We start from the raw sequence: 21877 nt of genomic DNA on the forward strand, positions 1-21877 counted from the left end.
TGAGCAGGCGTAGTCAGGCTCTGGGATTGCGCTCAGTCTTTGAGTGTTTGCCAAAGTCATGGTCTTCTAGGTTATGTATTGGTATGGTCATCAGTAGACTATACTATATATTTTGGGTTTGGTATTAGTCCACCTATTTAAATTAGTTGTGTTATACTCTGCGCTTGCTGATTGATAACATCGCCCGCAATTGTCGTCTGGAGAAGACACCTTTTAAAATTGTTGCCGATGATTTTGCTGTTAGCCTAACAAAAGATAATTATGTCTCTTGCTGCTAACGACCTCACGGTAACAACCACCAAAATACGTTGCTAACTTGTACATAGGATGTACAGCTTAACTAACGCTTATCTGTGTTGTGCCTTATAACTTTAACTGTTTCACTACTTGCCCTCAGCATTGGCAGGATACTCAGTGGCAGTATTTAAATGGACACACATTTATGTCAAACTTAGACACTCTTTTAGACAATGCCGCAAACGAAGTAGATGGTATCACCACCACTCAAGATTTAAACGATAAGACCCATCCTAACAGCGAAGTAGACACTGAAGATAAAGTGACCTTTGTTGACCTAGAATTGGCGCCAGAGCTACTTGAAGCATTAACTTCAAGCGGTTACAAGCACCCAACCCCTATTCAAGCCCTGTCTATCCCGCCAGCACTAGCCGGCCGTGATTTATTGCTATCTGCCCAAACCGGTAGTGGTAAGACAGCCGCTTTCGTACTGCCTATGCTGGATAAAATCATTCGTGATAAAGCCACCAATAAAGTGGTACATACCGTAATTTTGACCCCAACACGTGAGCTTGCTAACCAAGTAAGTGATAGCGTACGTCAATACAGCTCAAAAACCCGCAATATCTTCAGTGTGCCTCTTGTGGGCGGCGCCCCTTACGGTGGTCAGATTCGTGCGCTAAATAAAGGCGTTCAAGTGATTATCGCCACACCAGGACGCTTTATCGATCACATGAATTCAGGCCGTATCGATTTATCTGAATTAGATATTCTAATTCTTGATGAAGCCGATCGCATGCTTGACATGGGTTTTGCTGAAGACATCGAAAAAGTCATGAAAGCGGCACCAAAAAATCGTCAAACCATTATGTGTTCAGCCACTTGGGATGGTCCGGTAGGCAAAATTGCCGCCAGCTTCACCAACAACCCTGAACGTATCGATATCAAAGCTGAGACCAAGCACATTGATGAGTCGGTATATTACGCTGATGATTTTAATCATAAAAACCGTATCTTAGATAACCTATTAACTCAAAAAGATGTGAACCAAGCGATCATCTTTGCTGCCACCAAGCGCAGCTGTGAGACATTGGCTAAGAGCTTAAAAGAGCAAGGCCATAAAGCCAGCTTCCTACATGGTGACTTACCACAGGCCAAACGTAGCCGCATCATTAATGATGTAAAAGCAGGTAAAATTACCATCCTAGTGGCAACTGATGTCGCTGCCCGTGGTATCGATGTTAGTGGTATTACCCACGTATTCAACTACGACTTACCACGTCAAACAGAAGACTACGTGCATCGCATCGGTCGTAGTGGTCGTGCCGGCCGTACCGGTATCGCTATCAACATCTGTAGCATTGATGACCGTGCACAGCTTGATGCCATTAACCGTTATCTAAAACGTACCATGTCGGTTGAAGAAATCGAGGGTATGGAGCCTAAGAAAAACACCAAAGACATGCACGTCGGCACAGCAGCCAAACGTGGTCGTGGTGGCAATCGCCGTGGTGGCCCAGGCGCGGGTAACCGTCGTGGTGGTAATGGTGGCGGCGGCTACCGTGGTAAGTCTGCTGACAATGCCAGCGGTGAGAAACGTGGCGCAGGCGCTGGTCGTCCTAGTGGCAAACCTGCCGGTCGCCGCTTCGGTGGTAAGCCTACCGGTGCAAGCGCTGGCAAACCAGGTGGCCAACGCCGCAGTGGACCAGCTCGCTCAGGTGAAGGCCGTCCAGCCCGCCGTAGCAGCAATGGCTAATTAAATAGCTGATTAAATGGCTAGTTAATGGGTTCACTCTCATTAACTGCCAATAAAAAAGACCAACTTTAACGAGTTGGTCTTTTTTTATGCCTGAATGTTATTCATAGCAGCTGTTGTTTAAATGGCGGCTCGTTACCCTTATATAAGACGTTAAGATTTTATACACAGGAATTTATTATGAAAATTAGTTATTGGTCGGACTATGCATGCCCATATTGCTACATTGGTGAAGTACGACTGGATAAAGCCATCGCTCAGTTACAGACGCAAAATGAACTCACTACCAATGTAGATATAGAACTCAAAGCATTTCAATTAGATCCCAATGCACCACTAAAGGCGACTGCTTCAACTTTAGAACGCTTGGCGCACAAATATGGTATCAGCGATGAGCAAGCTCGCCAGCAGATTGCAAATATCTCTCAGACTGCAAGAGAAGAGGGGTTAGACTTCGATTACACCGATACCTTATTTACCAATACGATGGATGCGCACAGACTGACCAAATATGTACAACAAAACAAACCTGAATTGGCGGACCGCTTTAAAAAGGCGATCTATAAAGCTTTTTTTATTGATAAGAAAGAGTTGGCCAATCGTCAGGTATTAGCCTCAATTGCCAGTGACATTGGTTTAGATATTGATGTGAATGCACTGCTTGATAGCGATGAGTATAAAGATGAAGTCGCTATTGACCAACAACAGGCAATGCAATTAGGGGTACGCGGTGTGCCGTATTTTGTGATTAATGATAAATATGCGATTCCAGGCGCGATGGCACAAGCAGACTTTGAGCAGGCGCTCAGACAGATTCATCAAGAGCAGTTAGCGGACAGCCAAGCTGATACTACAAGCTGCGGTATTGATGGCTGTCAGATAACCGATGAGTGATGAGTAAACCATAAGTAGTGGCTCATAAAAAGACCCGCCTATTAAATAAGGCGGGTCTTTTTTAGCTAAAATAATAAGCCAGCACTAATGACCTAGCACTGCGGATAACCCACACCGACCTCGACCATCTCAATGCGTGAATCATCAACGCTGCTGTCTTGGGGGTTGTAAGCGTGCACCGCTAGCCCGCCCATGGCCGTCTCTTTATATTTATCCATCATATCAGCGCCAGTAGCTTTCATGGTAGCAATGGCCTTATCTAGCGACACATGATGCTTGCCGTCACCGCGGCTGGCCAATCTTGCCGCGTTAATGGCCTTAACCGCACCCATCGCATTGCGTTCAATACAAGGCACTTGCACCAGCCCGCCAATAGGGTCGCAAGTTAGGCCTAAATTATGCTCAATGCCAATCTCAGCGGCGTTGGCACACTGCTCAGGGGATAGATTCATCACATGGGCCAGACCGGCTGCCGCCATAGAGCAGGCTGAGCCCACTTCACCTTGACAGCCCACCTCAGCACCGGAGATTGAGGCGTTTTGCTTGATAATGGTACCGATAGCGGCGGCCGTCAACAAAAACTCACGCACCCCTTGCTGGCTGTAGCTGGGTAAAAAGTCGCGGTAATAATGTAATACAGCAGGGATAATACCAGCTGCACCATTGGTGGGGGCAGTGACCACACGCCCGCCATTGGCATTTTCTTCATTGACCGCGAGAGCAAAAAGATCTACCCAGTCCATGGCCATGAGCTTATCACTGGCTTTTTTGGGACTTTCAATCTCATTTAACAGCTGACGGTACATGTCTTTGGCTCGGCGCTTTACTTTTAACCCGCCCGGCAAGATACCCTCTCCTTTACAGCCGTTTCTGACGCACTGCTGCATGACTTCCCAGACCTCATCTAAGTAAGCATAGATGGTGTCTTTATCACGGATAGACAGCTCATTGGCCATCATGACCTGACTGATACTAAGATTGTGCTTAGCACACTGCTCTAGTAGCTCATTGCCATTGCCAAAAGGATAGGGTACTGAGCGGTCACTGGTAATGGCCACGTTGTCAGCGGCATGGGCAGCTTCAGCTTCCGTCTCACCTGCCTGCGCCTTAGCGGGAGTATCAAACTCCTCTTCAGTGGCCACAAAGCCGCCCCCGATAGAGTAGTAAGTCTTAGACAGCTGCTCACTGCTGTTATGATACGCAGTAAAGCTCAGGCCATTGGGATGATGCGGCAAGCTGTTGCGCGGATGCCAAATGATGTCATGATCGTAATCAAAGCTTAGGGTGTGCTCACCATTTAGATTCAGCGTGTGCTGCTGTAGTACGGGCGCTAAATACTCGCTCACTTTGGTGGTGTCGATTTTGTTGGCCTTAAACCCCAGCAGGCCTAAGATACAGGCAGTATCTGTGGCGTGCCCCTTACCGGTCGAAGCCAGTGAGCCATAGAGATCCACTTGTAGGCGCACGATGTCTTGCAATCTAAATTGCTGTTTTAATTCATCGATAAACATGCCAGCTGCGACCATAGGCCCCATGGTATGGGAGCTTGAGGGGCCAATCCCAATTTTAAACATATCAAATAAGCTGATCATTTATAAGTAGTCCATTGTTCTTTTATTTAAAAAATCATCTAAAACATTAAGTATAAAATTATCTATACAAATAGTTAGACCTATTATAACCAATTGGCTATAAATAATATGCAGTTTTCTCAAAAGTGGCTATTTTAGAGCACAGGCAGGCAAGTTATCAGTGAACTTGTGAGTATTTTTGGGAGGCGACTTTGAGATAAGCGTGGCATTTACAAACAATTTGGTGTGCCAATAGTAAGGAGAGTGCAGTTTTGGCAGATAATTTTGTTAGAATGGCAGGTCAGTGCCCTTTGCTTTGCTCTGTATGCATCTGATTTATATGCATCGTCTATCATAAAAAGCGCTAGCATAAAAAGTAATATATAAATGCAAAATCGGAATTAGGGTTATCATTGAATAATTTATAGCTGTACCCATCAAGGGCTACTCCTGCAAGATGGTTAAAGTGGTCACTTATTTTGGATGGAATACCTTGCTTGGTTTGGATATCTTGCAACGGGTTCAATCCAGATTATATTTTTTACTGATGTTTTTTTATTTTATTTATTCAAGGAATTGCTATGTCTTATCGTGGATTAAGAAATCTAACCGTAATGGCAACCGGCGCCATCTTATTGGCCGCTTGTAACCAAACCCCCTCAACCGATAGCACCAAAGAGGCAGAGGCGACACAATCTACAGGCACAGACTCTGACTTATTAAGCCGCATCAACAGTGGTGGCACCATCAACGTAGGGACTGAGGGCACATACCCTCCATATACCTATCATGATGAGCAAAACAAACTGACCGGCTATGATGTGGAAGTCACCCGTGCTGTGGCAGATAAGCTTGGTGTAAAAGTTGAGTTTAAAGAGACCCAGTGGGATGCGATGCTTGCCGGCCTAGATGCCAAACGCTTTGATATGGTGGCCAACCAAGTGAGTCTTACCACCCCTGAGCGTCAAGCCAAGTATGACAAAGCAGAAGCTTATAGCTGGTCAGGCGCTGTGGTACTTGCCCCAAAATCAGACAGCCGCTTTAACTCTTGGGAGTCTTTAAAAGGCTTAAAATCAGCGCAGTCACTAAGCAGCAACTATGGCGAGTTGGCCAAAAAATATGAAGCCGAAGTGGTGCCTGTAGATGGTATGGCCCAAGCGGTGGAGTTGGTCAAACAAGGCCGTGCTGATTTTACTTTAAATGACAATCTAGCCGTGCTTGATTATCTAAAAAAATTCCCAGACAGCTCACTTGAAATCAAGCTAAAAGCCCCTGCTGAGGAAATGACCGGCTCAGGCTTGGTGATGCTAAAAGGAGATGATGCGGCACTGGCAAAAATCAACGAAGCGATGGATGAGCTACATAAAGATGGCACATTAACCCGATTAAGCGAGCAGTTTTTCGGTGAGGATATCAGCAAAAAATGATCTCTTCGCTGCTAAACGCACTACAAAGTCTGCTCGCCATGCTGCCATTTATGTCACCAGCGCGGGCTGATATCGTTATCCAGTCGTTTTGGCCGATGCTAAAAGGCGCCATTTACTATTCCATTCCGTTGGCCATTGCCTCATTTATTATTGGTATGGCCATCGCCTTGGTGGTGGCGCTGATTCGAGTGGTGCCACGTCAGGCACTTTGGCATAAGATTGCGTATAGGCTGGCACGTATTTATGTGTCGGCCATACGTGGTACGCCAATGCTGGTGCAGCTTTTTATTATATTTTATGGTCTGCCAAGCGTGGGGGTCATGCTTGAGCCTTTCCCGGCAGCAATTATTGCCTTCTCGCTCAATATTGGTGCTTATGCATCAGAGACTGTACGTGCCTCTATCTTATCTATTCCTAAGGGGCAGTGGGAAGCGGGCGCTACCGTGGGTCTGACTTATTTGCAAAGCTTTCGCCATGTCATCTTGCCGCAAGCACTGCGAGTGTCTGTACCACCCTTGTCGAACACCTTTATTAGCCTTGTAAAAGACACCTCTCTTGCCTCACTTATCTTAGTCACTGAGATGTTTAAGCAGGCTCAAATTATTACTGCGCGAAACTATGAATTTATGCTGGTCTATACTGAGGCGGCTTTAATATATTGGGTCATCTGTCTGGCTTTGAGCGCCGTGCAAGGTCGACTCGAGACCCGTTTGGATCGCTACGTGGCCAAATAGTTTGGTCAGGATAAGGCCAGCAGCACTCATTAGGAAACCGCTATGATAAAAATAACTAATATTCAAAAAGCCTTTGGCGACAATGAGGTGCTCAAGGGCATTGATTTGGATATCAAAAAGGGCAGCGTGGTGGTGATACTGGGGCCGTCGGGCTCAGGTAAAACTACTTTTTTACGTTGTCTCAATGCTCTTGAAGTGCCTGAGCAGGGGGTTATTGAGTTTGATGATGGCAGCTTAAAGGTCGACTTTGGCGCTAAGCCCTCAAAGGCTGTGATGCGCAAGTTACAACAAAAGTCCGGCATGGTGTTTCAGTCTTATAATTTATTTCCGCATAAGACGGCCATAGAAAACCTGATGCTTGGCCCTGTGGTGGCGCAAGGCAAAAATAAGGCAGAAACTCGAGCCAAAGCCTTACAGCTGCTTGAAAAAGTGGGGCTATCAGACAAGGTGGATTTATACCCATTTCAGCTATCAGGGGGTCAACAGCAGCGGGTAGGTATTGCTCGGGCGCTGGCCATTGAGCCTGATTTGTTATTGTTCGATGAGCCCACCTCAGCACTTGACCCAGAGCTGGTACAAGAGGTACTAAAAACCATGCAGCAACTGGCCTCTGAGGGCTGGACCATGGTGGTGGTCACGCACGAGATTAACTTTGCGCGTCATGTGGCCGATGTGGTGATGCTAATGGAAGATGGTTATGTGGTCGAAGTCGGTCCACCAGAGCAATTGTTCGAACACTCCCAGCATCCGCGGACGCGTGCCTTTTTACAGCGTATTGCGTCTTAATTTAATGATTACATGCCCAATAATAAAGGAGCCCAGCTGCATGCAGCTGGGCTCTTTTATGACCGATTGATGAGCGGTGATAAGGTGATAAAAAGTGGGTTATACCTGCAACAAAAAGTTTGACAGCAAGCGCTTGGCGCCCTCAGTGGCAAACGACTCAGGATGAAACTGCACCCCTTGGATGGGATATGTTTTGTGGCGAATGCCCATAATCTCCTCACCATTTTTGACATGGCTCATTAAGTCTTGACCGGCATAGGCTTCATTGGATACCACAGAGGTGACCGTTAAGCACTCAGGCAAGGTATCTGCTTTGACCATCAATGAGTGATAACGCATAATCTCAATGTCTTGTGGCAGCCCTTGATACACCCCTTGCTCATCATGGCGAATGGGTGAGGTCTTACCATGCATCGGCACGCCGGCGCGCACCACATCACCGCCGAACACGTGTGCGATGCCTTGCATCCCTAAACACACTCCCAATAGCGGTATCGTCGGCCCAAGCTCGCGGATGACCTCAGAACATACCCCAAAGTATGCCGGATCATCCGGTGAGCCAGGACCAGGAGAGATGATGATGCGGTCATAATTGGCCGCCTTAATGTCGGCTAAGCTGATCTCATTATTGCGCTTAACAGTCACTTGAGGAGCCACCGCTTGGTCTGGCTGCGTGTGTAGTATCTCGCCCACATATTGATACAAATTAAAAGTAAATGAGTCGTAGTTGTCTATGATTAATACATTCATCGGTAATCCTTGAGGATAGTTTTTAGCTATTTTTTTGATATAAGTATAGGCTCGATAGGGCGTCTGCCTATGCTAAAGACAGATCTATGCCAAAGATAGCTTTAGCTATGAATAAAACTGTCTAGCACCACCTTCATCGCCGATAATTTGCGCTGAATCTCTAGATACTCATCTTGTGGGTTTGAATCATAGACATTGCCGCCACAAGTTTGTGCATAAGCGGACTCACCATTGATAAACAGACTGCGAATGGGAATGGCAAAAATACAGTCGCCATTGAAGTTAAATGAACCCAGCGCTCCGCCATAAGCACCGCGGCCATCGGGCTCTAGCTCATTAATAATCTTAATGGCTTCAATTTTTGGGGCGCCAGATAAGGTGCCGGCTGGGAAGTTGCTGGCAAGTGCGCTGAACATGTCCTCATCAGGGTGCAATACGCCGACAATCTCTGATGAGATGTGCTGCACGTGAGAGTAGCGCTTAATGTCCATTAGGCTGCGTACTTTGACCGTACCAAAGCGGGCGACTCGGCCAATATCATTACGGTGCAAGTCAACGAGCATATTGTGCTCAGCAATCTCTTTGGCATCGTTTAGCAAGGCGCGTGCCAATTGACGGTCTTCAACCTCATCTTTGCCGCGTCTGGCTGTACCTGCCAGCGGATAAGTCTCCATCTCACCTTGACGCAGGCGGAACAACAGCTCAGGTGAGGCACCAATAATGCGCTGGGTACCGAATTTCATAAAGTACATGTGCGGTGAGGGGTTTACCTCACGCAGCTTTTCATAAATAGGGACGTGATCACCGCTAATCTTATATTTGGACTTAAAGCCGACTTCACACTGAAAAATACGCCCTGAGATGATGTCCTCTTTGACCTGCATTACCGCTTGGGCATGCTGCTCACGACTCATGCCATCGCCTAAGAATTCAACGGTAGGTGTGCTATAGCTGGGTACAGGTGAGCTTAGAAGCTGTTTTACGGTATCGATGCGGTTTTGCTGCTGATGAGTGGGGTAATAAAAATAGAAGATCTCACCGGTCATTTTATCGAGGGTTAGGCCATCTAGGTAGACGCCAAATTTGAAGGCTTCGAAATGCTCGCTGGCTTTGGCATTGAGGCTAGGCTCAAAAAAATTGACGCTGTCATACCCAAGATACCCCACCAGTCCACCGGTTTGATCACGAGCAATCACATGCTGAGGGGTGATGCTGCGCAGCAGCTGGTAAGGATTGTCGGTGGGATAGTCGGTTACCTCACCGCTGTGATTGTCAGTAATGCGTAAGGTTTGGCGATCGGGTGCGGCGATTGTCATGGCCGGCGAGAAGCCAATGGCATGATGACGAGACATATGACCTTCTGCGCCCAATGACTCAAGCAGATAGCAGGTATCAAACTGCGCTTCAATGCGCTTAAATAACTCAAAAAAATCAATGTCCTGGGTCAGTTTAATACGAACCGGCTTACTGGGTATGGCAATGGGATCAGGCTGCTTTACGGTGGCTGTACTCATAAATAAATTCCAAAAAAGACAAGGGTGTAATCAGTAAATATGCAGTAAAAATGAGGATAAAAGGTCATGTGTGTTAAGATAACTTGATATGAAGACAATTTGGTATAAAGACAATAAGATAGATTTATTCTATCTTACTATTGGCCGCCTCTTGCTGACGATGAGTGGCCAAAAGCTTATCAATGGCTGTCGCATCTTGTTGCTGTAGCGCTCTGGCACCGCGCGATACTGTGGCAATCCCCACGCCCAGTTGCTGAGAGATAACGCGCTGGGTCACCCCTTGCTGTAACAAATCAAAGATACGCACACGATTGGCAATATCTTGCTGCTCTTTATCAGTTAAAAGCGCTGACAATACTGCATCAATCTCTTTGTCGCAGGTCAGATGTGCCAAATGGCCAAGTAGGCTTTTATAAGCGGGGTTTGGGGTGGTCATAATACTGTCCGTTAAAACTATGTTTCAGTATTCTAGTACAGTAGTACATTAATGTAAACCCTCAATTTTATGGCACAAAAAAAGCAGCCTGACACAGGCTGCTTTTTTTGTGGTGAACTAACGCAGTCTACCGCAGTAACTTTACGTTGAGTCTTATTAACGCTTAGCCTTATTTGTTTAGGCAACTGGGATCAAAATCTTCATTGATTAAGATGGTGCGGCTGATATGACCTTTGGCATCTTTTTCATAATCAATAATCACAGGGCGGCCCAAATCTGGGTCACACTGAGCCAACAGCGCTTTTGGGGTTAGGTAGCGCATGGTGGTTATTTTGGCATCATTGGGGATGTTTCCTTTAAACCAGCTTTGATTTAAGCTCTCTGGAGATTCATCATAAAAATCGTCGCTATACGCGTACAGCTCATTGCTTTGCGCCAAAAAACAGCTGGTCTGATCATCTAAAGCGGATAAAGGCTGCGGTGTGCGCTCATACAAATTCACCCAGGTATCGTCTAGGTCATATTTTTCACTTTGCTGCTTAAGCTTGCTCAAGTCACAGCTGCCGGGATGAAACGCGGCGCTGATGTCTTTGATCTCATTAGCAGTAAAAGGGATGGGGGCATCATTTTTTACCACAGGTTTGCTTGAGCTCGGTGTGCTGGTCACCGGACGTTTAGCGGCTGTGTCTGGGGTAGAAGCACAGCCACTTAGGGCTAAAAGTAGGGCGGAGTAGCTAACATACTGCAAAACTTTGGAACGATTCATGGATAAGTCTCAGTGACGAAAAAGATAAAATATGACCTTTGTTAGTGAATTTATAACAGGTATCGCCTAATGCCACAAGCCAAAGGTCAATTGATGCTATTTAAAACAACACATTTTAAGACAACGCATTTAGACTAAATATGACCAAAAGGCGTCAACGCCTCTTGTTTGTCTTCAAAAGAGGCTGAGTCGTGATAAGGCTCAATCTCGCTAGACGCTTTGTAAGGTAGTGGCTCGGCAGGGATAGAGTCATCTTTTAGCACATAAGCCCATGCCTGCTTGCGGCCTTCTTCATTATACTCCCAGTACACGCCTTGAACCTCCGGCTCAAAGCCTGGCAAGGAATTAACCCCTTCTTCTAATGCTAAGAAATAATCCAGCACTGCGCCGCCCCAAACTTCACCAGGCACGATACAATAGACGCCAGGCGGATAAGGCAGGGCACCTTCCATCGCAATACGGCCTTCAATATGCGCCAAAGGCACCAGCTCAATGTCATTGCGAATAAAGGCATTGTGCGCATCAAAAGCACGCATCGCAAACTTAGGACGGTGCTCACGCTTAAACATTTGCTGCTGTAACTGGTTCAGCTTGTGCTTGGCATAAAAATCATGCAGACGCTGACACAGCTCATTGATACCTAAGCTTCGATATTGTGGGTAAGCTTTGGCCAGAGAGGGCAGCACCTCGCTCACCGGACTGTTAGACTTAATGTGCGCCTCAAAGCGTACAATACGCGCCACCAAATGCTGGAACTTGGCCAGCGTCTCGGCAGGGGTTAGCAAAAAAAGAATGGAGTTTAAATCCGCTTTTTCTGGAATGACCGAGCTTTCACGCAGATAATGCGCCAGCAGCGGGGCGGGCACACCAGTTGCTTCATATTCACCTGTATCCATATTGATGCCAGGGGTGGTCAATAGCAGCTTACAAGGGTCAATAAAGTACTGCTTGTCGGCATATTGCTCGAAGTCATGCCAGCGCTCACCTTCTTTAAATTCAAAGAAGCGAATGTCATTGGCAATTTGCTCAGTATCGTAATCTTGCCACAGCTTGCCATCAATGGTTGGCGGCACAAATGGCTTAATTAAAGTGCAGGTATCGAGCAGCATTTTGCGCGCTTCAATCCCCCCAATGACACACTCATGCCACATACGCTGACCCGCTTTGCCCTCGTGCATCTTAGCGTTAACATCCAAAGAGGCAAACAGCGGATAAAAAGGGCTGGTCGACACATGCATCATAAACGCATTGTTAAAACGCTTGTGGTTGACATAACGCGCCTGCCCACTGATGTGATTGTCTTTTTTGTGGATTTGGGAGGCTTGTGAGAAGCCGGCTTGCTGCTTGTGCACTGACTGAGTCACAATAATACCCGGGTCATCAGGTGTCAGCTCTAATAATAGCGGTGAGCAATCTTGCATCATAGGGATGAACTGCTCATAGCCAACCCAAGCGCTATCGAACAAGATGTAGTCACATAAATGACCAATCTTATCCACCACTTGGCGAGCATTATAAATGGTACCGTCATAGGTACCCAGCTGGATCACGGCCAGACGAAAAGGGCGCTTTGCATCAGCACGTTCTGGAGATACCTCACGAATGCGCTCACGAATCTCCGCCTCATCAAAGCAGTGTGAGGCAATGCCTCCTATAAGGCCGTAGGCATTACGGTCAGTCTCAAGGTATACCGCCGTACCGCCACTCATAGACAGTGCACTTTGATACACAGACTTGTGGTTATTGCGATCAAAGAGTACCAGATCATCATGCGCCACAAGGGCACCAATGGCGATTTTGTTCGAAGAAGACGTACCGTTTAATACAAAATAGGTTTTGTCGGCGTTAAACACTTTGGCGGCATGGGCCTGCGCTTGAAAAGCAGGGCCTTCATGAATCAATAAATCGCCTAAGCCCACATCCGCATTACAGGAGTCAGCACGAAATAGGGTCTCACCGAAGTATAAAAAGAAGCGGCGACCTGAGGGATGGCGGCGAAAAAACTGACCACCTTGATGACCTGGGCAATCAAAGGCGGCATTACCATAATCGGTATATTCACGTAACGCTTGAAAAAACGGAGGATCTAGGGTGTCTATATAGTGCGCCGCTGCGGCATTGACCAACTGGCCGTTATAGTATTTTTGATCATCAGCCAGCTCTAGCACGCCGTATACGTGAGGCAGCCATTCATCAGGAACGCTATCGCCATATTTGATGGCCACAAAGATAGGAATACTAAAGCCCAAATCTTCAATTTCAGCATGTGCCTTGGGCAGATCTTCCATAGTCACCACAATGACGGCAATATTGGTAAAATCAGTGGCTTCAACTTCCGTCAAACGGTAGTTACAATTGAGCGCGTATTCGATGCCATCGCTGACGGCTATTTTCATTATACTTTCCTTAATTCTTTATAAGCGGGTATGCTGATATCTAAGATAGGCTACTATTAAGCAGCAAGGGTGCGTATTATTCCCAAGATGCTTTCATTTAGCAAATTTGTCCGTCATTTTACGCTAATTATCTGACTCATTCATTGCTTTGTGTTTGCCTTTGATAACCTGTGCGCCATTCGTTTAGGTTGACGGCGGGCTTTATTATGCTTATAGCGGCAGGCGGTATTGTGCTGGCAGGCCATATTAAGCTTTATTACGATTGTGTTGCAGCAAAAATAGGGCTTCTTTATACTGACGTGTTTTTTTGCAATAAACGTTGCTTTTTAGCAGTCCATTTTATTTTGCTATCCTGACCGGAGTTAGCCAATGCCTGATTTATCTCATCTACTTGCCTCAGTCACGGCCATTGAAAGCTTGCCATTAGCTTTTGGCATCATCATGGCCATTATTGGCTTGGTTTTTTATACCCAAGGCCTACCGGGCAAATTCTGGCGCAGGTTTTATGCGGTATTACCCGGCATCGTACTGTGCTGCTTTATTCCTGCTACTTTAAATAGCTTAGGGGTGTTTGCAGAAGGTATTGGCTCGCAGATATATAACTTTACCGCCACTTATTTATTGCCTGCCAGCTTACTGCTGATGACACTGTCGATGGATGTGCCTAAGATTTTGGGATTGGGCTGGAAAGCCATTGCCATGTTCTTTGCAGCAAGCTTTGCCATTATCATCAGTGGGCCGATAAGCTTAGGCATTGCCAAATGGATCTCTCCTGAGATGTTTATGGATGACACTTTATGGCGGGGGTTTTCGGCAGTGGCCGGCAGTTGGATTGGTGGTGCGGCCAATCAAGCGGCCATGAAGGAGCTGTTTGGGGTCAGTGATGACTTGTTTGGCATGATGATATTGGTTGATACCACCAATGCCTCTTTATGGCTATTGGCTATCTTGGTGATGGCCAAACACAGCGAGAAAATTGATAAGTTTTTGCGTGCAGATACCGGCAGTATTGAGAAAGTGGTGGCAGCGGTTGAGAGCTATGAGCGTGATAACGCGCGCCCCGGCAGCTTAAATGACTTGATGGTAATGTTTGGTCTGTGCTTTGCTATGGTGGGTTTGGCGCACTTCTTGGGCGCACAGATCGCTGGCTTCTTCTCGCCGTATACTTGGGCGGTGCAATACAGCTTTGCCAGCTCGTTCTTTTGGATGGTGGTTATCATTACCTTAATTGGTGTGGGTTTCTCCTTTACGAAGGTGCGCCGCTTAGACCATATTGGCGCCTCAAAAATGGGCACAGTGTTTATCTTTATTCTGATTGCTGCCATTGGCATGCAAATCAACCTAAATGGCCTCGTCTCTCAGTGGCGCCTGCTACTTATTGGTCTATTATGGATGTGTATCCATGTGGTGATTGTCTTTATCGTGGCAAGGCTTATCCGGGCGCCTTTCTTCTTCTTAGCCGTGGGCTCGAATGCCAACACTGGCGGCGCCTCTTCAGCCCCCATTGTGGCCACGGCCTTTCATCCATCACTTGCGCCTGTGGGGGGCTTCTTGGGAATATTGGGCTATGCGGTGGGCACTATTGGCGGTTATGTTAGTACACAGCTTATGCGTTTGGTTGTGGGGTAGAGCGATAGTAGGACAATAAGACAGTAAGATAGGATATATCTAGGGCAATTGGTGTCCGCCCTGCCATAGGAGGTTATTCATGTTCAACCTGATAAAAGACTGGCGAGAACAGCGTATATTAGAGGATAGTCGCTTTAGTGAGGATGATTGGCGCCAAGTGGCGGGCAAGATTGCTGTCTTAGATAACCTATCTGAGGCTCAGCGATTAAAACTGTTTGATTTGGCCACTTTGTTTTTGCATGAAAAGCATATTCAAGGGGCAAATGGCTTTGAGGTAACGGACTTTGTGCGCCAGTCTATTGCACTACAAGCCTGCCTGCCTATATTAAATCTAGGGCTTGAGTGGTATAAAGGCTGGTCATCGGTTATCGTCTATCCGAGTAGTTATCGTACTAAGAGCACCACGACCGATGAGATGGGGATTGTACATGAAGGACATCAGCATCGCAGCGGTGAGGCATGGCTACGTGGTCCGGTGATTTTATCATGGGAAGATGTTAAGGGTGCGGGCCGGCGTGATGGGCACAATGTGGTTATTCATGAATTTGTGCATAAGCTTGATATGCTAAATGGTCGGGCTAATGGCTTTCCGCCGATACAGTCAGATATGGATGCTACTGAATGGACCAAGGTTATGGAGCAGGGGTTTGCTGATTTTCAATACAGCCCTAAGCCTGGCATTGATGATTATGGGGCGACCAATCCAGCTGAGTTTTTTGCGGTATTAAGCGAGGTGTTTTTTGAAAGACCCAATGATCTGATGGCAGCTTATCCGGATATTTATCAGTTAATGGTTGCATTTTTTCGGCAACAGCCGTTGTAATCAACGCTCATTTTGGGCATGTTTTAGTGGCTATATAACACTAATTAGTGACGGGCTGTTTTGGTTGTTGTGTTTTATCAAGTCGATATCCTTGATAAATCGATAAATTGATAAATAGCTATTCTCGGTAAGCACGGCCATTATACAGCAGTGTATCAGCAATCGCCTTCGCGTAGCTTTCTATACTGACGCTTGAGCCTGCTTGCACCAGCGCATGGGTGTTTACCGTGACATTCAAATCAGACTGTGAGGTTATCTCAAACTCACCCCATTGTTTGTAAATAGGGTCAAGTCCATAATCGCATACTTGAGGCATCTCTACCCAGTATGCATCAGGGTGATGCTGGGTTAAATAATGCCACAAAACGCTGCGTGTGTGTTTTGCAATCTTGGTGCCCGTATCATTCTCATCAAAGGCTTGCTGATATTGATTTTCATCAAGTAGTGTCTGCTCGGTGAACTCAACATCCACATCGTGCCATTGATTATAAACCAGAGCATGTAGCGACAAACCACGTCGTGCTAAGGTCTCAAGCACCAACAAGGTGTAATCAATACTTTGTGCTTGCCCAGAGGTGATGACTATTACCGGATAGCCCTGTGAGGCCATATAATCTATGGTCAGTATAGATTCATTTAAAGGCGACATAATGCCGCCCTCAATTTCTAATAAGACTAATTCGTGCTTCAGCTGTAGTTGTTTGGTTGCGACGGCAAGTCGTCTGGGATGAATACTGACATTTTGTAACTGTGAGGCCAGAGACGGTGACGCAGAGAAGGGGAATACAAAAGGGCAGCTTTCAGATGCTTTATCAACCATTTGCAACGGCATTTGCATTATTTTTCGATGAATCATGATGTCAGTAGCGATGTCGCGATCACAGCCAGTTTGTACCAGTTTTTGAGTGATGACATTGACGCCTTGTTCCATAAGCTGTTTGCCAAGATAGCCGGTTGCATAAGTTTTGCCAATATGAGGACCGGCGCCAGTAATAAAAAATACGCTCATGATTTTTGCTTCTGTTATATATTTTAGTACTTGGTTATTATATCCGAACAGCTTACTTAAAAACTCATCTTTAACATGGTATCGTAGGTTAAATAGCCCACACCGTAAAGCTGACCATAAGGCTTTAACCTCGCTTTATTTTATTGTTAAATCTCAATGACTCCACTTAAGTAACGTACAGCATGCCCTGATATCAGCACTCTATCGCCTTGTAGCTCGCATTGCAGTTCGCCGCCACGGCTTGATGCTTGGTAGGCGAGCAGCTGATCTTTACTAAGTTGTTTGCCCCATAATGGTGCCAGTGCCGTATGTACAGATCCGGTTACCGGGTCCTCAGCACCGCCTAAAGCCTGAGAGAAGTACCGCGAAATAAAATCATACTTGCTGTATTTATTTGATTGCGCTTGGGCAGTTAAGACCAGACCTAGCGGCGCCAATTGTGTCATCAACATGGTGTCTGGTTCAAACCCTAAAACCGCCGCTTCATTATCAAACATAATAAAATAAGCCTGCTGGTTTTTATAGATTTTATAAGGCGCGTTAGGCAAGTGCGCTAACACTGTATTTATGACGGGATCTACATCTGCTGCAAGCTCATGAGTGGCAGAGTAAATCAGCGACGGCAAGGTATTTGGAAAATTCATACGAATTTTGCCCTCAGGCGTCTTTTGAATGATTAAGCTTCCCAGGGCTTTGGCATAAAAATGAATGCTTGTGGCGGTACTATGCTGTTCAAACAATAAAAATGCAGACGCTAAGGTCGCATGACCACAAAAGTCCATCTCTTTAAGCGGCGAGAACCAGCGAATATGGTAATCAAGCGTCGCCTTATCTTCTAAATCGGTCTCATTTTTTACCAAAAAAGCCGTTTCTGATAGGTTGTTCTGACTGGCTATAGACTGCATGACCGAGTCTTCTAACCACTGGTTGAGGATTATAACTGCTGCTGAATTGCCTTTAAAAACCGTGTCTGTAAAAGCATCTATTATGTGTATATCTAATGGCATAGGGTTCTCTTTTTTTGGTGCGGTATCACAGTTCAAGGTCATGATACTTCTTAATACTTGTTAGACCGTTTAATACTTGTTAAACCGTCCACTGATCGTTAACGATGGCGACCAGATAGGATTTACCTTGGTACTCTTCAAACACTAGGCGCATAGCACGCCAGTCCATCCCTTGATACTCAGGGTTTTTTCCGGAGTGATAAAATTCAACAAAGTCGGCATTGGGATACACCTCTTTAAGGTTATTCAAGCTATTGCCTGAGCCTTGAAACTGATTAAATGTGGCGTCTTTAAAGTCATATTGTTGTGCGGCCACCCAGTGATCTAAAAAGCTAGGTAGGGTGGTGATGTATAAGTCGCCTGTACCGTCTTTGGCGCCCCAAGTAAATTTTACCCGAGACTGCTGTAAGTAAGTGGTGAATTGCTCACGGCGAAACACCTTGTCAGCATCTTTATGTATATAAGCATACATACTAAAGCGCACACCTTTAACAGGATGGATATAAGGGGTTAGCGCCTCATAGTTACCCGCAGCTAAGTCATCTTTAATCTGCTTGGCCTGCTGCAAGACCTGTGTCTCTTTGTTTTGTGCGACTGCATCGTTATTGCCAACATCAGAGTGATTTGCCTCATGCTCTGAGCTACCGGCAGGGACAGAGGCTACTGTACAGGCGCTGGCAAGTAAGCAGCTGGTCAATATCATCCCTAGATTAGCGCTAATCTTGACACGCTTAGCATGTCTATTGGGTTTTAGCAGCTGAGTCATAGCGTTTTATCCTTGATGTCTGGGTTAACCATATTTTAAATGTGTTATCTAATTTTTATGATCATTATCAAACAGTCGGTAGCGCATCGAGTAGTTCGCTAGCATAGTTAGCCATCGACTGCGATGTGTTTTGGGAAGTATCTACCGAATCTGTGTCTGTTATGTGGGGTAGGTTTACCCAATAAGTCTGTGGATGGTGGCGTTCTAAATAGCGCTGTAAATAAGTCTGGGTATTTTGTTTAATAGCATTGTCAGGCGTATACGCTGACGCAAGATACGTATTAGGCTGCCACTGATTATAGATCACTGCATGTAGCGGTATCTGGCGCTGAGACAATGCTTCAATACTTAATAACGTATGGCTGATGCTGCCAAGACGTCCTGAGGTCACCAAAATAACGGGGTAGCCCATAGCTGCCACATAATCTAGGGTAAGCAAGGACTGACTCAGCGGCACCATCAGTCCGCCAGCACCTTCTAGTAATACGATATCATAGCTTGTCGCTAACGCCTGAGTGGCTTTGGTAATCACAGCGGGGTCAATAAAAGTATCTTCTAGGTAGGCCGCTAGATGCGGTGAGGCAGGCTTTGTAAATACATAAGGGCAGGTTAAGCCGTCATGATCTGCCGGTTGTAGCGGTATGTCCATCATTTTTCGATGGCTAATAATATCCTCGCTAATGCCTAGGCAGCCAGTTTGTACCAACTTTTGGGTGATAACCGACTTTAGGCGGTGATTAGGCGTCATTTGCTGCAATAGTGCTTGCGCTAAAGCGCCTGTCGCATAGGTCTTACCAATATCGGTATCGATTCCGCTGATAAAAAATACACTCATGACCAATACTCCGCCAAGACTTGGGTTAGCCGCTCACATAATAGAGCCAATTCTTCATCGGTCATAATTATCGGCGGCATAATATACACAAGCTTACCAAAGGGTCTAATCCAGACTTTGTGCTTGATAAGCAGTGCTTGAAACCGCGGCATATCAACGGTGTCATACAGCTCTATGACGCCAATCGCACCTAATATGCGTACATCAGCGACCTCATGATTGGTGGCCAACGGTTTTAGATATTGCCGTAACAGCTGCTCAATGTGGCGGGAACGTTTGGCATAATCACCTTCAATAATCAGCTCTAAAGAAGCCAATGATACAGAGCAGGCGAGGGGATTACCCATGAAAGTCGGCCCGTGCATTAACGCCGAATACTCACTATTGGCAATACTGTCTGCTACAAAACGTTGGCATAAGGTCGCCGCAAAGGTCATATAACCGCCAGTTAATGCTTTGCCCACAGTCATAATATCAGGTGATATATTGGCATGCTGGCAGGCGAACATCTTGCCAGTACGGCCAAAGCCTGTTGCTATCTCATCGGCAATTAATAACACCTGATACTCATCACACAGTTTACGCAAAATTTGGAGATATTCAGGGCTGTAAACCCGCATACCACCGGCACCTTGTACCACAGGCTCAATGATAAAAGCGGCCATTTTATGCTGATTTTGTTCAAAAAATGTACACAAGCTTTCTTTTATACAGGGTGTTAATGCAGTGTCGTAACCGGCTTCTGGCTTGTCCGTGAACAGCTGTATCGGCAGCTGTTTCCCATAGATACTGTGCATCCCATTTATAGGGTCACAGATGCTCATGGCATGCCAGGTATCGCCATAATAGCCGGATCGAGTGGTTGCTATCTGATTGCGCTCAGGCTTATTCTGAGACAATTGATATTGTAGCGCCATCTTTAAGGCAACTTCGACAGCAATGCTGCCGCTGTCAGCATAAAAAATGGCATCTAGGCCGTGAGGCGTAATGGAAAGCAATTTTTTGCCCAAATCAATGGCCGGCTGATGGGTTAAGCCGCCAAACATAATGTGGGCCATATTAGACAACTGAGCTGTAAGCGCTGCGTTTAATTTCGGATGATTGTATCCGTGCGTGGCTGCCCACCAAGATGACATTCCATCGATAAGCTGCTCACCAGATTTGGTATACAGATAAACGCCGTCAGCTTTATCTATGACCACATTAGGATATGATGGCGGCAGACTTGCGTATGGATGCCACAGATGGCGCTGGTCAAAGTTATCGAAGTGCTGATTAAATATATTAAAATTATTATTGTGCATAACGTTGGCAAACTTATGATTAAAAATCTCAAAGCGAAATAAAAAATAGCCGCAACATGTTAGCATTATTTAGAATCATATTAAGAGATAGATTCTGCATAACAATTTCTGCATAACAATAATTTGTTCCAAAAGTGAGTCATGACAGCCATCTTGAATCTTATAAAAGCGATTGGTTTGTTTTCGCATAATGTATATTATGTTAAACTAAGGCTACCGTACAATAAGTTCATGGAGTCATGATTAGATAGTAAATTGTTGGTAAGTTTGGTTAATAACTGCTTGACCAGAATATGTAGAGCCCATCAAATAAATGCTGGAATTATTCTTAACGTAATTACTAACTGACATGTCCTGAAAGCTTAATACGCGGAGTCCTAATCGAGCTTAGTACATTAGATCAAGTCGCTAACAACCTCTTTGCATCTATTTCATAAACCTTTTATAAATGTGTTGTAGATACAGTCACTTTTACTGTTCATTCAAATTAGTCTCTTTAGTGAATTTGTTCTGACTATGGTTAATATAATTATTACCTTCACAATGCACAGCTAGCCTTTTGAGTAGTCTCTCATTCCTAATAATCACATAACAGCCAAATTCACCATCATTCAATTGTTAGCATCTTAACCAACTGGCTCTTTGGTACGAATGTTCTTGCGAAACGTTAGGTATATAAAGATATCACTACCTATTGACTACTAGCTGAGATCAAAAGCCATAACTCTTTTGGGTATCTATTACTTCATATCATTTCTAATAGTGCATGTATGATCTAACAATATTCTTACCTGGGCTGTCTGCAAGTCTGGTTTAGATCTACCTTAGAGTTACGAATATCATTGCCAACTAAGCTGTAATACTTTTTGTTTTAAGTCATCAGAAACCTCCCTCACTACTAAGTAAGTATTTATCCCTCTTCACAATATGCTTCAATCTGAAGCACTAAGTTAACAACCTCCAAATTTGCACAGAACAGTACTATGCCCCTGATTTTTATATTCTGTGCACGTACAGGAGCATGGTTTTCTGATAAATAAAGTGGAGAACTCTATCAATAGTAATAAATACCGTTCTTACTTTTAGCCTATCTGAAGTTTATTGACCCCTGCCGTCAATCCCGTATATATAAACTTGGGAGATTTTGATTACGCAGCCTGACGATAATAATCAAACCACACCTGTCTTGGCGATTTATAGCCTAAACCCTTTTGAATCCTAGTCTGATTATATGATT

18 protein-coding genes are annotated in these 21877 nt (G+C 45.4%); 7 read left to right on the forward strand and 11 right to left on the reverse strand.

The annotated features are described in order from the left end of the window. The first annotated feature begins 442 nt into the window (after positions 1-442). On the forward strand, positions 443-1993 hold the full coding sequence (locus JMX92_RS11840; RefSeq protein ID WP_011960403.1) for a DEAD/DEAH box helicase: 1551 nt from the start codon (positions 443-445) through the stop codon (positions 1991-1993). Between the two features lie 180 nt (positions 1994-2173). Continuing rightward, on the forward strand, positions 2174-2887 hold the full coding sequence (locus tag JMX92_RS11845) for a DsbA family oxidoreductase (protein ID WP_201545858.1): 714 nt from the start codon (positions 2174-2176) through the stop codon (positions 2885-2887). A 92-nt stretch (positions 2888-2979) separates the two neighbouring features. On the opposite strand, the gene JMX92_RS11850 is transcribed toward JMX92_RS11845, so the two are convergent. Beyond that, positions 2980-4479 carry an L-serine ammonia-lyase gene (locus JMX92_RS11850; protein WP_201545859.1) on the reverse strand — a complete coding sequence of 500 codons (1500 nt, stop codon included), beginning with the start codon at positions 4477-4479 and terminating at the stop codon, positions 2980-2982. Between the two features lie 560 nt (positions 4480-5039). On the opposite strand from JMX92_RS11850, the gene JMX92_RS11855 reads away from it, so the two are divergent. From JMX92_RS11855 to JMX92_RS11865, 3 genes are read left to right on the forward strand one after another with little or no spacing between them, the layout of a single operon-like run. Beyond that, positions 5040-5885: an amino acid ABC transporter substrate-binding protein gene (locus JMX92_RS11855; RefSeq protein ID WP_201545860.1), complete on the forward strand. Its 846-nt coding sequence runs from the start codon at positions 5040-5042 to the stop codon at positions 5883-5885. Positions 5886-5935: 50 nt separating this feature from the next. Further along, complete coding sequence (locus JMX92_RS11860) at positions 5936-6619, forward strand: amino acid ABC transporter permease (RefSeq protein WP_197708937.1); 684 nt, start codon at positions 5936-5938, stop codon at positions 6617-6619. A 42-nt stretch (positions 6620-6661) separates the two neighbouring features. Then, positions 6662-7405 carry an amino acid ABC transporter ATP-binding protein gene (locus tag JMX92_RS11865; RefSeq protein ID WP_011960408.1) on the forward strand — a complete coding sequence of 248 codons (744 nt, stop codon included), beginning with the start codon at positions 6662-6664 and terminating at the stop codon, positions 7403-7405. 99 nt (positions 7406-7504) lie between these two features. On the opposite strand, the gene JMX92_RS11870 is transcribed toward JMX92_RS11865, so the two are convergent. From JMX92_RS11870 to JMX92_RS11890, 5 genes are all read right to left on the reverse strand, one after another. Continuing rightward, positions 7505-8155 (reverse strand): anthranilate synthase component II, encoded by a 651-nt coding sequence (locus JMX92_RS11870; RefSeq protein WP_201545862.1) that lies wholly within the window; start codon positions 8153-8155, stop codon positions 7505-7507. Between the two features lie 101 nt (positions 8156-8256). Beyond that, complete coding sequence (locus JMX92_RS11875; RefSeq protein ID WP_201545863.1) at positions 8257-9669, reverse strand: anthranilate synthase component I family protein; 1413 nt, start codon at positions 9667-9669, stop codon at positions 8257-8259. Positions 9670-9793: 124 nt separating this feature from the next. Next, the gene (locus JMX92_RS11880) at positions 9794-10105 is read right to left on the reverse strand and encodes a Trp family transcriptional regulator (protein ID WP_011960411.1); all 312 of its coding nucleotides are present in this window, start codon (positions 10103-10105) and stop codon (positions 9794-9796) included. 169 nt (positions 10106-10274) lie between these two features. After that, positions 10275-10871 (reverse strand): hypothetical protein, encoded by a 597-nt coding sequence (locus JMX92_RS11885; protein WP_011960412.1) that lies wholly within the window; start codon positions 10869-10871, stop codon positions 10275-10277. A 134-nt stretch (positions 10872-11005) separates the two neighbouring features. After that, positions 11006-13267 (reverse strand): ornithine decarboxylase, encoded by a 2262-nt coding sequence (locus JMX92_RS11890; RefSeq protein WP_201545864.1) that lies wholly within the window; start codon positions 13265-13267, stop codon positions 11006-11008. Between the two features lie 369 nt (positions 13268-13636). Between JMX92_RS11890 and JMX92_RS11895 the strand changes: the two genes are divergently transcribed. After that, positions 13637-14896, forward strand: a complete 1260-nt coding sequence (locus JMX92_RS11895) for a DUF819 domain-containing protein (RefSeq protein WP_201545865.1) — start codon at positions 13637-13639, stop codon at positions 14894-14896. 79 nt (positions 14897-14975) lie between these two features. Continuing rightward, on the forward strand, positions 14976-15719 hold the full coding sequence (locus JMX92_RS11900) for a zinc-dependent peptidase (RefSeq protein WP_201545866.1): 744 nt from the start codon (positions 14976-14978) through the stop codon (positions 15717-15719). A gap of 118 nt (positions 15720-15837) precedes the next feature. Here the strand turns inward: JMX92_RS11900 and bioD (JMX92_RS11905) are convergent, their stop codons facing one another. From bioD (JMX92_RS11905) to bioA, 5 genes are all read right to left on the reverse strand, one after another. Then, a complete protein-coding gene (gene bioD, locus JMX92_RS11905; protein WP_201545867.1) occupies positions 15838-16728 on the reverse strand; it encodes a dethiobiotin synthase in 891 nt (296 codons plus the stop codon). Between the two features lie 146 nt (positions 16729-16874). Then, positions 16875-17777, reverse strand: coding sequence for a PhzF family phenazine biosynthesis protein (locus JMX92_RS11910; RefSeq protein ID WP_265089790.1), 903 nt, complete (start codon positions 17775-17777; stop codon positions 16875-16877). Between the two features lie 37 nt (positions 17778-17814). Further along, the gene (locus JMX92_RS11915; RefSeq protein WP_201545868.1) at positions 17815-18501 is read right to left on the reverse strand and encodes a hypothetical protein; all 687 of its coding nucleotides are present in this window, start codon (positions 18499-18501) and stop codon (positions 17815-17817) included. A 67-nt stretch (positions 18502-18568) separates the two neighbouring features. Continuing rightward, complete coding sequence (gene bioD / locus JMX92_RS11920) at positions 18569-19336, reverse strand: dethiobiotin synthase (protein WP_201545869.1); 768 nt, start codon at positions 19334-19336, stop codon at positions 18569-18571. Then, entirely contained in the window at positions 19333-20640 is a 1308-nt protein-coding gene (bioA, locus tag JMX92_RS11925; RefSeq protein WP_201545870.1) for an adenosylmethionine--8-amino-7-oxononanoate transaminase, read from the reverse strand. Before bioA ends, bioD (JMX92_RS11920) begins: the two co-directional genes overlap by 4 nt. Positions 20641-21877 lie beyond the last annotated feature (1237 nt).

The sequence above is a fragment of the Psychrobacter sp. H7-1 genome (genome assembly GCF_904846585.1).
GTDB classification, from domain to species: Bacteria; Pseudomonadota; Gammaproteobacteria; order Pseudomonadales; family Moraxellaceae; genus Psychrobacter; species Psychrobacter raelei.